Consider the following 14,460-nt stretch of genomic DNA (forward strand, 5'->3'; position numbering starts at 1 on the left):
CCGGCAAACCTCGCCGGATCAGGCGGCCTTCTTCTTCGCCAAACGTGCCTTGATGCTGGCAACGTCGGCACGTGGCGTCGCCGCGAACAGCGTCCTGGTGTAGCTGTGTTTGGGGTCGGCGAAGACCTCGTCGCGCGAGCCGTATTCGACCGCTTCGCCGAAATACATTACCATCACGTCGTCGGCGATGTACCGCACCACCGACAGGTCGTGGCTGATGAAAACATAGGTTAGCTGAAACTCGTCCTGCAGGTCGGCGAGCAGGTTCAGCACCTGCGCCTGCACCGAAAGATCAAGTGCCGAGACCGGCTCGTCCAGCACCAGAAGGCTGGGGTTGAGCATCAGCGCGCGGGCGATGGCGATCCGCTGGCGCTGGCCGCCCGAAAACATATGCGGGTAGCGATTAAAGTGCTCGGGGCCGAGACCGACCTTCTTTAGCATCTTCATGGCAAGATCGCGCCGCTCGTCGGCCGTGCTGTCGGTGTTGATGAGCAGCGGCTCGGCAAGCACGTCGCCGATCTTCTGGCGTGGATTGAGCGAACCATAAGGGTTTTGGAAGACGATCTGGACCTTGCGGCGCATTTCCTTCGACAGGCCGTTCCTGCCGATGTCTACCTTCTTGCCGTCGATGAAAAGCTCGCCGGAGGTCGCCGGGTCGATCAGGGTGATGATGCGGGCGAGTGTTGACTTGCCGCAGCCGCTCTCGCCGACGATGGCCAGCGTCTTGCCCTTGTCGACGCTGAACGAAACACCCTTGACCGCATGAACCGTACGGGAGGGGCGGAAAAGCCCGCCACCGACATGATAGTCGCGCACGATGTTCTTGCCTTCGACTACCGTCACGCTCATGAGGCGGTTCCTCCTGCGGACCGGGCTGCGACTACAGATGGGGCCGGCTCAAACAGCATGTCGGAAACAGTAGGCAACCGGTCGCCGACGGCATTTTCGGGCAGCGCCGACAGGAGCGCGCGCGTGTAGTTGCTCTTGGGGGACTCGAACAGCGACAGCACGTCGGCCTCTTCCATCTTGCGGCCCTTGTACTGGACGATGACACGGTCGGCGGTCTCGGCAACCACCCCCATATTGTGGGTGATCATGATCAGGCCCATGCCATATTTGGCCTGCAGGCCGACCAGCAGATCGAGGATCTGCTTCTGGATGGTGACATCGAGCGCCGTGGTTGGCTCGTCGGCGATCAAAAGCTTGGGATTGCAGGCGATGGCGATGGCGATCATGACGCGCTGACACTGACCACCCGACATCTGGTGCGGGAAGGAGCCCAGCCGTTCCTCGGGGTCGGCGATGCCGACCAACTTCATCAATTCGATGGCACGCGCCCGGCGCTGGGCGCGGTCCATGCCCATATGGAAGCGCAGCACCTCCTCGATCTGGAAGCCGACGGTGAAGCACGGGTTGAGGCTGGCGACCGGCTCCTGGAAGATCATCGAAATGTCCTTGCCGACGATCTTGCGCCGCTCGGATGGGCCGAGCTTGAGCAGGTCGATGCCGTCGAAGGCCATGCGGTCGGCCCTCACCGTCGCGGTGTTGGGCAAAAGCCCCATCACCGCCAGCATCGCCACCGACTTGCCCGAACCGGATTCGCCGACGATCGCCAGCACCTCGCGCGGTTCGACCGACAGGTCGATGCCTTGTACCGCCATGAATGGTCCAGCGGCGGTGTCGAAGGAAACGGTCAGGTTCTTGATCTCGAGAAGAGGCATTGGATTATGACCTCTTCAGCTTGGGATCGAAGGCATCGCGCAAGCCGTCGCCGATCAGATTGATGGCAAGCACAGTGATCAGGATGGCAAGGCCGGGGAAGGTCACCACCCAAGGCGCGCGCAGGATGAACTCGCGCGCCGAGGCGAGCATCGTGCCCCATTCCGGCGTCGGCGGCTGCGCACCGACACCGAGGAAGCCGAGCGCCGCAGCCTCGAGAATAGCGTTGGAGAAGGACAACGTCGCCTGCACGATCAGCGGTGCCAGGCAGTTCGGCAGGATCGTCCTCACCATCAAGCGAAGATGACCGGCACCAGCCACCTTGGCGGAGATGACATATTCGCGGTTCTTTTCGGCCATCACGGCGGCGCGGGTGAGGCGCGCGAAATGCGGCTGCAGCACCAGCGCGATCGCCAGCATGGCATTGAACAGGCCCGGGCCGAGGATCGCCACCAGCACCAGCGCCAGAAGCAGCGACGGGAAGGCCAGGATGATATCCATGATGCGCATGATCAGAGTGTCGACCCAGCCACGGAAATAGCCGGCGAGCACGCCAAGCACGATGCCGCTGGTGAGCGAGAAGACAACGACCACCAGACCGATGAACAGCGAGAAACGCGCCCCGAAGATCAACCGTGAAAGCATGTCGCGGCCGACCGCGTCGGTGCCGAGCAGGAACATCGATTTGCCGCCTTCCTGCCAGGCAGGGGGTGCCAGCAGCGCATCGCGAAACTGCTCGTCGGGCGAATGTGGGGCGACGAACGGCGCAAAGATCGCCACCAGCACCAGCGCCGAAAACGCGACAAGGCCGATGACCGCGCCGGTGTTCATCGAGAAGTAGTGCCAGAACTCGGCGAAAGCCCGTTGCCTGCCGCCTGTCGGGATGGAGGCGGCGGTAGCTTCGGCGGCGGATTCGTCGGTCATCTCACTGCACCCGGATGCGCGGATTGATGACGGCGTAGAGCACGTCGACGATCAGGTTCACCGCCATGACGATCAGCGCGATGATCAGCAATCCGCTCTGGACGACGACATAGTCGCGCTTGCCGATGGCATCGATCATCCATTTGCCGATGCCCGGCCAGGAAAAAATGGTCTCGGTCAGAATGGCGCCCGCCATCAAGGTGCCGACCTGCAGTCCAATGGTGGTGACTACCGGGATCAGCGCGTTGCGAAAAGCGTGCAGACCGATGACGCGGCGAGGCGCCAGGCCCTTAGCGCGCGCGGTGCGGACATAGTCCTCGCCCAGCACCTCGAGCATCGCCGAGCGCGTCTGGCGCGCTATGACGGCAAGCGGGATCGTCGCCAGCACGATCGACGGCAGGATCAAATGGCTGACGGCAGATTTGAAAGCGCCGCTCCTGCCGGAGATCAGGCTGTCGATGAGCATGAACCCGGTCGTCGGCCTGAAGAAATACTGCAGGCCGATGCGGCCGGAAACCGGCGTCCAGCCGAGATAGCCGGAGAAGAAGATAATGAGCAGCAACCCCCACCAGAAGATCGGCATCGAATATCCGGTCAGCGCGACACCCATCGTAGCCTGGTCGAACCACGAGCCGCGCTTGACCGCGGCGAAGATACCGGCAGGAATGCCGAGCAGGACGGCGATGATCAACGCCACTGTCGCCAGTTCCAGCGTGGCTGGAAACAGCGCCTGGAATTCGCCGAGCACTGGCCGCTTGGTGGCAATAGATATGCCGAAATCGCCGGTCAGGACCCTGCCGATATATTCCAGGTATTGGATGACATAGGGCCGGTTGTAGCCAAACTGCTCGATGAGCTGGGCGTAGCGCTCGGGGCTGACGCCGCGCTCGCCCGCCAGGGCCAGGATAGGATCGCCGGGCAGAAGCCGGACGAAAGCAAACGCCGCCAGCGATATGCCGAACACGGTCGGGATGATCAAAGCGAGCTTGTGGAGGAGATAACGGAGCATCTTGCTTCATAGAACGGCGGCGCGGGAAGTCCAGCGCCGCCGTTCAATTTCTCAGGACTTATTCGGTGACGTCGACGCCGTCAAACCGATGAATGCCGAGCGGGTCCATAACGAAGCCCGACACCTTCTTGTTCATCGGCATGAAGACCTTGGAGTGGGCGATGGTCAGCCACGGAGCCTCACGCTTGAACACCACCTGAGCTTCCTCGTAGATCTTGGTGCGCTCGGCGACGTCCGTCGTCGCCTTGCCTTTTTTCAGCAGGGCTTCGAATTCCTGGTTGCACCAGATCGCATAATTGGACTGGCCGATGGCATCGCAACCGAGCAGGAAAAAGAAGTTGTCCGGATCGCCATTGTCACCGGTCCAGCCCAGTTGGAAGGCGCCGTCGCGATCCTTAGCCTTGCCGCGCTGGCGATACTCGGTCCATTCGTAACTGACGATCTCCGCCTTGACGCCGACGGCGGCATAGTCGGCCTGGATCAACTCGGCGACGCGCTGGGCGTTCGGGTTGTAGGGGCGGCTGACCGGCATAGCCCAGATCTTCATCGACAGATCCTTGACGCCTGCATCGGCCAGCATCTTCTTGGCCGCCTCCGGATCATAGGGATCGTCCTTGATGTCCTTGTTATAGGACCACATGGTCGGCGGGATCGGGTTGATGGCCGGCGCGCCGGCGCCCTGATAGACCGCGTCGATGATCGCCTTCTTGTTTACCGCCATGTTGAGGGCCTTGCGGACCTCGACCTTGTCGAAGGGCGGCTGCGTCGTGTTGTAAGCCATGTAGCCGATGTTCAGGCCTTCCTGCTCGTCGACCTTGAGGTTCGCGTCAGCCTGCAGTCCGGCAATGTCGGCCGGCGCCGGGTATGACATGATATCGCACTCGCCCGCCTTCAGCTTCTGCGCGCGTACGGCCGGATCGGGCGTGATGGCGAAGATCAGATCGTCGATCTTCTGTCGCCCGCCATAGTAGCCGTCCCATGCTGCATAGCGCACGACCGCATCGACCTGATAGTCGACGAACTGGAACGGACCAGTGCCGACCGGCTTCTGGGTGAACTGCTGCCTGGTGCCGGCCTTGTCGAGTTGGTCGGCATATTCCTTGGAGACGATCGAGGCGAAATCCATGCCGAGGTCCGGCAGGAACGCGACTTCAGGCTTGTTCAGCACGAATTTCACCGTCAGGTCGTCGACCTTGACGATTTCCTTCAGGAGATCGGGAAAGCCCATGCCGGTGAAATATTCCCAGCCGGTGCCTTCCAGATAGCTGTACCACGGGCTTTCTTTCTTCCACTGGCGTTCGAAGGAAAAGATCACGTCGTCTGCGTTGAGGTCGCGCGTCGGCGTGAAATAATCGGTCGTCTGGAATTTCACACCCGGGCGAAGCTTGAAGGTGTATTCGAGACCGTCGTCGGAAACCGTCCAGCTCTCGGCCAGGCCGGGCGAGATGGTGGTCTTGCCATGCTCGAACTCGACCAGGCGCGAATAGATGGTGCGCGACGAGGCGTCGAAGTCGTTGCCGCCGCTCCATGGCGACGGGTCGAAGCCGGCCGGCGAAGCCTCCGAGCAATAGACCAGTTGTTTTGCATTGGCCATGCCGCCGAGGACGCTTGCAGCCAGCAACGCGGCTGCAAAAGTCAGTTTCTTTTTCATTGAGCACTCCCTGATGTTCTTCCAAGCCCCTCTATCAGGCTCGCGAAGGCCGCATATAAGCACCGTTTTTCTAGCTTTGGAACTGCTTGTTTGCCTAACCCACGGGAAGCAGAAAAAAATTCCGGCACGCGGCAAATTGTGGAAAAAACGAGCCGAATCCGCAGATCACGACATTATTAGCGACTTCAATTTTTTGTTGATCGGCGATGCCGCCAACTGTGGGAATCGAGCCGTTCGGTTCAAGAGATGCGCATCCGAAAACCGGTCGCGGCCGAGAGGTTTGACGGCAAGTCTTACCGCACTCCAGGTGGCGAGGCTTGCACGGCCGTCGCTTGTGGCAATACATAGATAGGTGGGCAGCGTGCCGGATTTTCCCACGTTCCGGACATTGCGGCAAGCGTGGGATATCGTTGTGATCAGGGCGGTGGTGGCGCGCAAGCATGCCGAAACAATAAGAACGATTGAGGGAGCGACAGGTGGCAAAACCGGCAAAGACAACCAACGCGGCGAAAGCAAAGGCCGAGGCAACATCGAAAGCAGTCAAGTCAAAAGCGGCCGCCGCCAAGCCGACGGCTACCGCGAAGGCAACCGCGAAGCCGGCGGCGAAGACCACGGCTGGAGCGGCTGCTAAACCGGCACCCGGCAAGACGGCGCCTGCTGCAAAGTCTGCCGCCAAGCCGGCGGCGAAGGCAGTGCCGACAGCGCGCCGACCGCCGGCAGGTCCGGCCAAGAGATTACCAAAGGCGATCACGTCGCTGGCCGCCGGCCTGCCGGAAAAACCGTGGCTCCAGAGTTACCCAAAGATCGTGCCGGCCGAGATCGGCGCCCTGCCCTCCAGCTCGATCGGCGACTTTCTCGTCGCCGTGTGCAAGCAGTTTGCAAGCCGGCCGGCCTTCGTCTGCATGGGTAAATCGATCACCTATGCCGATCTCGAGCGACAGTCGGCCGCCTTCGGCGCCTATCTGCAATCAACGGGGCTGCAGAAGGGCGCGCGCGTCGCCCTGATGATGCCGAATGTGCTGCAATATCCGGTGGCGATGATGGCAGTGCTTCGCGCCGGCTATGTCGTGGTAAACATCAATCCGCTCTACACGCCGCGCGAGCTGGAGCACCAGCTCAAGGATTCCGGCGCTCAAGCCATTGTCATCCTCGAAAATTTTGCCTGCACCCTGCAAGCGGTGATCGCCAGGACCGCGGTCAAGCATGTCGTGGTCGCCTCGATGGGCGACATGCTCGGCGGGCTCAAGGGAACGATCGTCAACTTCGTTGTACGCCGCGTCAAGAAGATGGTGCCGGCATGGTCGCTGCCCGGCCATGTCAAGTTCAACGCCGCGCTGAAGGCGGGCACCGGCAAGGCCTTCAGGCCCGCAAGGGTCACGGCCGACGACATCGCCTTCCTGCAATACACGGGCGGCACGACCGGCATCTCCAAGGGCGCGATGCTTTTGCACAGCAACATTTTGGCGAACGTCGCGCAGAACGCGCTGTGGGCCGAAGACGCTTTTACCGTCAAGCCGAAGCCGGCGCATCTGAACTTCCTCTGCGCGCTGCCGCTCTATCACATTTTTGCGCTGACGGCGAACGTGCTGGTAGGCATGCAGCAAGGCGCGCAGAATGTCCTCATCCCCAATCCGCGCGACATTCCCGGCTTCGTCAAGGAGCTGCAGAAATACCCGATCCACATCTTTCCGGGCCTCAACACGCTGTTCAATGCGCTGCTCAATAATGAGGATTTTCGCAAGCTCGATTTCAAGCCGCTGATCCTGACGCTGGGTGGCGGCATGCCGGTGCAGAGGGCCATCGCCGAACGCTGGAAGGTGCTGACCGGCTGCCCGATCAGCGAGGCCTACGGGCTCACCGAGACCTCGCCGGGAGCAACGATCAACAAATTCAGCGACGGCGTTTACACCGGCACGATCGGCCTGCCGCTGCCCTCGACCGAGATCGCGATCCGCGACGACGACGGCAACAATTTGCCGCTCGGCGAAGTCGGCGAAATCTGCATCCGCGGACCGCAGGTGATGGCCGGCTACTGGAACCGGCCGGACGAGACCGCCAAGGTGATGACCGAGGACGGCTTCTTCAAATCGGGCGACATGGGCTTCATGGACGAGCTTGGCTACACCAAGATCGTCGACCGCAAGAAGGACATGATCCTGGTTTCCGGCTTCAACGTCTATCCGAACGAACTCGAGGAAGTGGTGGCGCAGCATCCAGGCGTACTCGAAGTTGCCGCGATCGGCGTGCCGGACGAGCATTCGGGTGAAGTGCCGAAGCTGTTCGTCGTCAAGAAGGACCCGGCACTGACCGCCGACATGCTGACGGCTTATTGCCGTGAGAACCTGACCGGCTACAAGCGTCCCAGGTATATTGAGTTCCGCACCGAGCTGCCGAAGACACCGGTCGGCAAGATCCTGCGCCGGGCGTTGCGGGGCTAGGCGCAGCTTGAGCGATTGCATCGCCGGCGCCAACGCCGTGAGCATAGGTTCGCGCCCGGACCCGGCACAGTTCATCCGGGCGAACATGCGGATCGCCCCCGTGCCCGCGCTTCCCGAAATTCGGCTTTACACCGCCCATCCGGGAAGCGGGCTCAGGCGGCTTCTCGAATGGAACCAACATGCGACCGAAGAAGACGGACCTGAACCGGAGCCACCGTACTGGGCCTATGTCTGGGCCGGCGGCGCGGTGCTCGCCCGCTACATATTCGACCGGCCGGAGACCGTGGCCGGCCGTCGCGTGCTCGACCTCGGCGCCGGTTCGGGTCTCGTCGGCATTGCAGCGGCAAAAGCCGGGGCAAGCGCGGTCGTCGCGGCCGAGATCGATCGCAACGGTGTGGTTGCACTCGGCCTCAACGCGACTGCGAACGGCGTCGCTATCATGATCATTGGCGAAGACATCACCAGCGGTCCGCCGCCACCGGTGGATGTCGTGGTGGTCGGCGACCTGTTCTACGCCCATGATCTCGCCGGCCGGGTCGTCCCCTTCCTCGACCGCTGCCTTGCAGCCGGCATCGCCGTGCTGATCGGCGATCCGGGCCGCGCCTATCTGCCCCGCTCGCGGCTTCGCCTGCTGGCCGAATACGAGGTGCCGGATGTCGGCGAAGGCAGGAATGCGGCGATGAAACCGAGCGGCGTGTTCTCGTTCGGACCAGCTAGCTGCGAGTCTAGACTGTCTCGCTGACCCGCGCCGAAAGAAAATCAGGCAGGTCGGCCACCGAATCCAGAATGACGTCGGCTATCTGGGACAGCGATTCACGTGTGCCGGTGCCGGACAGCACGCCGACCGCCAGACCGCAGCCGCCCGCCCGCGCCATTTCAAGATCGTGACGGTTGTCGCCGACCATGGCGATTGCCGAGGGCCTGAGCCCCGTCAGATCAGAGAAGGCAAGGATCGTATCCGGCGCCGGTTTTGGATTGGCCACCGCGTCGTAACCATAGGCGGCGTCGAAAAGCTGCGCGACGCCCAGCGTGACCAGGGTCTTTTCCGCGCCGCTGGTCGAGTCGTTGGTGGCGACACCAAGCCGGTAGGATTTTCTGTGAAGCAGGCCAAGCGTCTCGACCACGCCCGGCAGCGCCACCGCCATTGCCGATCCTTGCGCCGAGGTGATGGCGTTGAAGCGGGCGACGGCAAGCATCTGGTCCTCGTCGGACAGCCGTGGAAACCACAGCTCGACGACGTCCATGTTGGTGCCGGAGGCAAAAATCGAATCCGGCTTGAAGCGCTTGGTGGCGAAGTCGAAGCCCGCCGCCGCAAGCAGCCTGTCTGCTTTCCAGCGATCGCCTTCGGCCGCATCCATCGCCATGAAGTCGGCGATGCCCAGCCATGTCGCGTTGAAATCTACGAGCGTGCCGTCCTTGTCGAACAATATTCCCTTGATGTCCGCCAAGCTTTTCACTCCGGGCCGCGCAAGCGGTGGATGTATTCCACCAGTCCAGCAGTCGAGGCATCCCGCTTTGCGGCGTTCTCCTTGCCTTCAACGACGGGCAGCAGCCCGGTCGCCAGTTCCTTGCCGAGCTCGACGCCCCACTGGTCGAAGGAGTTGATGTTGAACAGCGTGCCTTCGACGAAGACGCGGTGTTCGTAAAGCGCAATCAGCCGTCCGAACGTGTGGGGGTCGAGTTTCCTGTAGAGGATCGTCACTGAGGGGCGGTCGCCGGAGAAGACGCGGTGCGGAGCAATCCTGTCGACATCGGCCGGCTTCATGCCTTTCGCCAGCATCTGCGCTCGGGCTTCCTCAAGCGTGCGGCCCTTCATGAAGGCTTCCGACTGCGCCAGGCAATTGGCAAGCAGAAGGTCGTGGTGATGCTTCAGTTCCGGCTCGTGGCCGACGGCAGCGGCGAGGAATTCGACCGGAATGAAATCGGTGCCCTGATGCAGAAGTTGGAAGAAGGCATGCTGGCCATTGGTGCCGGGCTCGCCCCAGACCAGCGGGCCGGTCGGCGTCGTTACAGCGCCGCCGTCCAGGGTGTCGCTCTTGCCGTTCGATTCCATGTCGAGCTGCTGCAGATAGGCCGGCAGCCTGGACAGACGCTGATCGTAGGGGATGACGGCGCGAGCGGGGTATTTGCAGATCACGCGGTGCCACCAGCCAATCAGCCCCATCAGCGCCGGCAGGTTCTTCGCCAGCGGGGCGGTGCGGAAATGCTCGTCCATCTCATGGGCGCCGTCGAGAAAGGCGCGAAAATCCTTCGGGCCGATGGCGATCATCACCGGGAGACCGATCGCACCCCAGACGGAATAGCGCCCGCCGACCCAGTCCCAGAAGCCGAAGACGCGATCGGGCGCGATGCCGAATTTGGCGACCAGGTCGAGCGCCGTCGAGACGGCGGCGAAATGCTTGCCGACCGCTTCCTTGCCGAGCGCCTTCTCGACCCATCTGCGCGCGGTTTCGGCATTGGTCATCGTCTCGACCGTGGTGAAGGTCTTGGAGGCGATGATGAACAGGGTGGTTTCGGCGGAAAGACCCTTCAGCGTGTCGTGGATATGGGCACCGTCGATATTGGATACGTAATGCGCGCGCGGCCCGTCATGATAGGGCGCCAGCGCCAGCGTCGCCATGGCCGGGCCGAGATCGGAGCCGCCGATGCCGATGTTGACGATGTCGGTGATCTTCTTGCCGGTCGCGCCGGCCGCCTTGCCGGAACGCACCGCGTCGGCGAAGGCACCCATCGCGTCGAGTACGGCAAGGACTTCCGCCTTCACGTCCTGGCCGTCGAGCACGATGCCCTTGCCGGTCAGGTTGCGCAGCGCCGTGTGCAGCACGGCGCGGCCTTCAGTGACGTTGATCTTCTTGCCGGCAAACATCGCGTCGCGCCGGCCTTCGAGGTCAGCGGCCTCAGCCAGTTTCTCCAGCAACTCCATAGTCCGCGCATCGACCGCGCATTTCGACCAGTCGAGCAGCAGGTCGCCGTCACTGGCGGAGAATTTCTCGAAGCGCTGCGGATCGGCAGCGAAAGCCTCGCGCATCGAGCCCGATTTGGCCGCACGGCGATCGCGCAATGCGTCGAGCTGCTTTTGAAAGGACGATTGATCCACTGCTTCGCTCCGGTCTCTTGAGATGCATCTTATCAGGCCGGATGTTTCCGGCGCGTGTCGTCGCGGCAAACTATCGGGTCGAATTCCATCTGTTTCAATGCGCAGCGATGCCGCAGCGCAGCGTGGGCCGGCTCAAAGGATCACTGGCATAAATCCCAGCGATCAGAAAAATTGATTGGCGCAACACCTTGTGCCACCGGTACATTCGACTGGTCCAGCCACGTGAAAAAAGCTGGCCATCGAGGAACATCTCCCATGCCACAGCGAAACGACACGGCCATATGGTCCGGCCTGTTCCGGATTTCGGCGGAATCCGGTCAGACCCTGCAGGCGCAGATCCGCCAGGCGATCGTCGCCGCCATCCTCGACCGGCAGATCGCGGCTTCCATGCCGCTTCCGTCCTGCCGGATTCTTGCCGAAAAACTCGGCGTGGCGCGCGGCACCGTGGTGCTGGCCTTCCAGCAGCTGGTCGACCAGGGCTTCCTGGTGGCGCGCGAGCGCCGCGGCCATTTCGTCAATCCCGAAGTGCTGGCGACGCCGGCCAAGCCGCATCAGAAGGCGCCCGACCAGGCCAACGAGATCGACTGGAAGGCGCGTCGGCAGATCGCGGCGAGCGACATGCCGCCGCCGGCCAAGCACGACAACTGGATCAAGTCGTCATACCCCTTCGTCTATGGCCAATTCGACCCGGCGCTGTTCCCGACCGCCGAATGGCGCGAGTGCAACCGCATGGCGTTGGCGGTGCTCGAAATCCGCAACTGGGCATCCGACATGGTCGACCGCGACGATCCGCTCCTGATCGAGCAGATCCAGGCACGGCTGCTGCCGCGACGCGGCATCTTCGCCAATCCGGACGAGATCATCGTGACGTTGGGCGCGCAGAACGCGCTTTACATGCTGGCGACGCTGTTGATGACCAAGGGCTCCAAGGTGGCGATGGAGGACCCGGGCTATCCCGATGCACGTTCGATCTTCCGGCTGGCCGGCGCCGAGATCCAGCCGGTTCCGGTCGACCACTCCGGCATCGTAACCTCGGCCATTCCCAATGATTCCGGCTTCGTCTTCGTCACGCCCAGCCACCATTGCCCGACCATGGTGCCGCTGTCGGCAGAGCGGCGGCAGGAGCTTTTGGCGCGCGCCAACCGGCACAACCAGATCATCATCGAGGACGGATATGACAGCCAGCTCCTGGACGAGGCGCCGCAGCAGGCGCTGAAGAGCCTCGATCGCTCCGGCCGCGTCGTCTATGTCGGCTCGATGTCGAAGACGCTGGCTCCCGGCCTGAGGCTTGGCTACATCGTCGCCTCGGCCGGGCTGATCTCCGAGCTTCGGGCGCTACGCCGCTTCATGCTGCGCCATCCGCCGGCGAACAACCAGCGCGCCGTGGCGCTCTTCCTGTCGCTCGGCCATCACGAGGCGCTGGTGCGGCGGCTGTCGAGCGCCTTCGACGAGAGGCGCAAGCGTCTGGTCCATGCGATTTCCGCCTTCCTACCGGAGTGGCGCTCGACCGATTCGGCCGGCGGCACGTCGCTCTGGCTCGAGGGGCCGCGCGGCACCGATTCGCGCGGGCTGGCGGAGGCCGCGGCCTCGCGCAGCGTCATCATCGAGCCTGGCGACCGCTTCTTCGACCGCACCGAAAAGCCATCGCGTTTCATGCGCTTGGGCATTTCCTCGATCGCGTTGCAGCACATCGAACCCGGCATCCGCGAACTGGCGACGGCAGCTGGACGCAGGCCGGCAGCGGCCTGATCTCCCTTCCCCGACGGAGCCTGGCGCATGTAGTGCGGCTCCGGTTCTTTAGCTCCTTGGCATATTCGACGGGACCGGCTGGCACATAGGCTGTGCCAATGCCGGCGGCATAGTCGCTGTGTAGAAGGACGAAGCAGGCCGATGGTGGACCAACCGCCGCGCGTTCCTGCCGATGAAGGTGGAGTGCTTCCATGCCAGTGGCTGTCGAACAGCAGGACACGCCGGCGAACCGTCGTCCACAGCGCTCCGGTCTTCGCGAAACAGGACATGCCATGCGATCAGCTCCTCTGATGGAGGACACCGGACCACGACACCAGGCCATCGAGGGCGGCAGCTACGGGCCGCTGCGCGGGGATGACTGCGAGCGCATCCACGAGGGCGTGCTGACGCTCCTGGAGACGGTGGGTTTCGCCAATGCCATCCCTTCCTGCATAAAGGTGCTGACCAAGGCGGGGGCGGTCCGTGGCGACGACGACCGTGTGCGCTTTCCACGCGCGCTAGTGCTCGACACCATCCAGCGGGCGGCACGACATTTCACACTTCATGGCCAGGACGCCAGGCACGACATGGTGGTCCAGGGCAAGCGCGTGCACTACGGCACGGCAGGTATCGCCGTGCACCTGGTGGATCTGGAGAAGCGCGAGTACCGCGAATCCAAGCTGCAGGACATTTATGATGCTGCCCGCATCGTCGATGGGCTGGACAACATCCATTTCTTCCAGCGGCCGATGGTGGCGCGCGACATCGCCGATCCGCTCGAGATGGATTTCAACACGCTCTATGCCTGTGTGATGGGGACATCGAAGCACGTCGGAACATCCTTCACCGTGCGTGAGAACGTGAAGCCGGCGCTTGAAATGCTGTACGCCATCGCCGGCGGCGAGGAGAATTTCCGCGCCCGGCCATTCGTTTCTAACTCTAACTCATTCGTCGTGCCGCCGATGAAGTTCGCCGAGGATGCCTGCGGCGTGCTCGAGGCTTGCGTTGAAGGCGGCATCCCGATCCTGCTGCTCTCGACCGGCCAGTCCGGCACCACAGCACCTGCGGCGATGGCCGGCGCCGTCGTGCAAGCGGTGGCCGAGGTACTGGCCGGCCTGGTCTATGTCAACGCGCTCAAGCCGGGCCATCCGGCGATCTTCGGCGCCTGGCCGTTCATGTCGGACCTGCGCACCGGCGCCATGGCCGGCGGGTCGGCCGAGCAGTCGGTGGCAACGGCGGCCTGCGCCCAGATGGCGCAATTCTACGATCTGCCCGGCGGCTCGGCCGCTGGCATGACGGATTCGAAACTGCCCGACATTCAATCCGGCTACGAAAAGGGCATCACCAATGTGATGGCCGGCCTCTCCGGCCTCAACCTCGTCTACGAGGCGGCCGGCATGCATGCCTCGCTGCTCGGCTTCTGCCTGGAGAGCCTGGTCATCGACAACGACATGCTCGGTCATTGCCTGGGCTGCGCACGTGGCATCGACGTGACTGACGAGGCCCTGTCGATCGACAGCATCGCCGAGGTCTGCCTCAAAGGCCCAGGCCACTATCTCGACAACGAACAAACGCTCAAGCTGATGCAGACCGATCATCTCTATCCCGCCTTCGCCGATCGTTCCTCACCGAAGGAATGGAACGAAAAAGGCCGACCTGATATATTGCTGCGTGCGATCACCGAGAAGAAACGCGTTCTTGCCGAACGATTTCCGCGCCACGTGCCAAAACAGGTCGACGACAGATTGCGTGCCCGCTTCGGCAGCCTGATCCACCTGCCGCGTACGCATATGGGCGGCTGACCGGAGACGCGTTCGTGCAGCCATACAGCCACCACCCAGAGCCAATTCCGGACGAAAACCGCTTCACAGCTTTCCTGGAATTGCCCCAGGAC

General features: G+C 62.8%; 12 protein-coding genes. 5 read left to right on the forward strand and 7 right to left on the reverse strand.

Features of this window, described 5'->3' with window-relative positions:
• Positions 1 to 18 precede the first annotated feature (18 nt).
• The 5 genes from NKJ15_RS01125 to NKJ15_RS01145 are packed head-to-tail and all read right to left on the reverse strand — an operon-like array spanning position 19 to position 5,303.
• A complete protein-coding gene (locus tag NKJ15_RS01125) occupies positions 19 to 849 on the reverse strand; it encodes a dipeptide ABC transporter ATP-binding protein (protein ID WP_352448539.1) in 831 nt (276 codons plus the stop codon).
• Entirely contained in the window at positions 846 to 1,721 is an 876-nt protein-coding gene (locus tag NKJ15_RS01130) for an ABC transporter ATP-binding protein (RefSeq protein ID WP_023676824.1), read from the reverse strand. Before NKJ15_RS01130 ends, NKJ15_RS01125 begins: the two co-directional genes overlap by 4 nt.
• Positions 1,722 to 1,725: 4 nt before the next feature.
• Positions 1,726 to 2,643, reverse strand: coding sequence for an ABC transporter permease subunit (locus tag NKJ15_RS01135; protein WP_352813752.1), 918 nt, complete (start codon positions 2,641 to 2,643; stop codon positions 1,726 to 1,728).
• A gap of 1 nt (position 2,644) precedes the next feature.
• On the reverse strand, positions 2,645 to 3,652 hold the full coding sequence (locus NKJ15_RS01140; protein ID WP_023676822.1) for an ABC transporter permease subunit: 1,008 nt from the start codon (positions 3,650 to 3,652) through the stop codon (positions 2,645 to 2,647).
• A 58-nt stretch (positions 3,653 to 3,710) separates the two neighbouring features.
• Positions 3,711 to 5,303: an ABC transporter substrate-binding protein gene (locus NKJ15_RS01145; protein WP_352448537.1), complete on the reverse strand. Its 1,593-nt coding sequence runs from the start codon at positions 5,301 to 5,303 to the stop codon at positions 3,711 to 3,713.
• Positions 5,304 to 5,664: 361 nt separating this feature from the next.
• Between NKJ15_RS01145 and NKJ15_RS01150 the strand changes: the two genes are divergently transcribed.
• The 3 genes from NKJ15_RS01150 (at position 5,665) to NKJ15_RS01160 (ending at position 8,483) form a co-directional block, all read left to right on the forward strand.
• Positions 5,665 to 5,934, forward strand: coding sequence for a hypothetical protein (locus NKJ15_RS01150; protein WP_352813754.1), 270 nt, complete (start codon positions 5,665 to 5,667; stop codon positions 5,932 to 5,934).
• 61 nt (positions 5,935 to 5,995) lie between these two features.
• Positions 5,996 to 7,741 (forward strand): long-chain fatty acid--CoA ligase, encoded by a 1,746-nt coding sequence (locus tag NKJ15_RS01155; protein ID WP_352813755.1) that lies wholly within the window; start codon positions 5,996 to 5,998, stop codon positions 7,739 to 7,741.
• Between the two features lie 85 nt (positions 7,742 to 7,826).
• Positions 7,827 to 8,483: a class I SAM-dependent methyltransferase gene (locus NKJ15_RS01160; RefSeq protein ID WP_352814099.1), complete on the forward strand. Its 657-nt coding sequence runs from the start codon at positions 7,827 to 7,829 to the stop codon at positions 8,481 to 8,483.
• Here NKJ15_RS01160 and NKJ15_RS01165 read toward each other — a convergent pair.
• Both NKJ15_RS01165 and pgi read right to left on the reverse strand, forming a co-directional pair.
• On the reverse strand, positions 8,467 to 9,189 hold the full coding sequence (locus NKJ15_RS01165; protein ID WP_352448533.1) for an HAD family hydrolase: 723 nt from the start codon (positions 9,187 to 9,189) through the stop codon (positions 8,467 to 8,469). The two genes, NKJ15_RS01160 and NKJ15_RS01165, sit on opposite strands and share 17 nt — an antisense overlap.
• A 5-nt stretch (positions 9,190 to 9,194) precedes the next feature.
• On the reverse strand, positions 9,195 to 10,838 hold the full coding sequence (gene pgi, locus NKJ15_RS01170) for a glucose-6-phosphate isomerase (protein WP_352813757.1): 1,644 nt from the start codon (positions 10,836 to 10,838) through the stop codon (positions 9,195 to 9,197).
• Positions 10,839 to 11,093: 255 nt separating this feature from the next.
• On the opposite strand from pgi, the gene pdxR reads away from it, so the two are divergent.
• Complete coding sequence (gene pdxR, locus NKJ15_RS01175) at positions 11,094 to 12,587, forward strand: MocR-like pyridoxine biosynthesis transcription factor PdxR (RefSeq protein ID WP_023676815.1); 1,494 nt, start codon at positions 11,094 to 11,096, stop codon at positions 12,585 to 12,587.
• 191 nt (positions 12,588 to 12,778) lie between these two features.
• Entirely contained in the window at positions 12,779 to 14,368 is a 1,590-nt protein-coding gene (locus NKJ15_RS01180; protein WP_352813759.1) for a trimethylamine methyltransferase family protein, read from the forward strand.
• Positions 14,369 to 14,460: the final 92 nt, after the last annotated feature.

The organism is Mesorhizobium sp. M0207 (assembly GCF_040321995.1).
Lineage (GTDB): Bacteria > Pseudomonadota > Alphaproteobacteria > Rhizobiales > Rhizobiaceae > Mesorhizobium.

Coding starts and splice junctions, on each gene's coding strand:
- NKJ15_RS01125 (WP_352448539.1), bottom strand. CDS start 849: ATGAGCGTGACGGTAGTCGAAGGCAAGAACATCGTGCGCGACTATCAT.
- NKJ15_RS01130 (WP_023676824.1), bottom strand. CDS start 1,721: ATGCCTCTTCTCGAGATCAAGAACCTGACCGTTTCCTTCGACACCGCC.
- NKJ15_RS01135 (WP_352813752.1), bottom strand. CDS start 2,643: ATGACCGACGAATCCGCCGCCGAAGCTACCGCCGCCTCCATCCCGACA.
- NKJ15_RS01140 (WP_023676822.1), bottom strand. CDS start 3,652: ATGCTCCGTTATCTCCTCCACAAGCTCGCTTTGATCATCCCGACCGTG.
- NKJ15_RS01145 (WP_352448537.1), bottom strand. CDS start 5,303: ATGAAAAAGAAACTGACTTTTGCAGCCGCGTTGCTGGCTGCAAGCGTC.
- NKJ15_RS01160 (WP_352814099.1), top strand. CDS start 7,827: ATGCGGATCGCCCCCGTGCCCGCGCTTCCCGAAATTCGGCTTTACACC.
- pdxR (WP_023676815.1), top strand. CDS start 11,094: ATGCCACAGCGAAACGACACGGCCATATGGTCCGGCCTGTTCCGGATT.
- NKJ15_RS01180 (WP_352813759.1), top strand. CDS start 12,779: ATGCCAGTGGCTGTCGAACAGCAGGACACGCCGGCGAACCGTCGTCCA.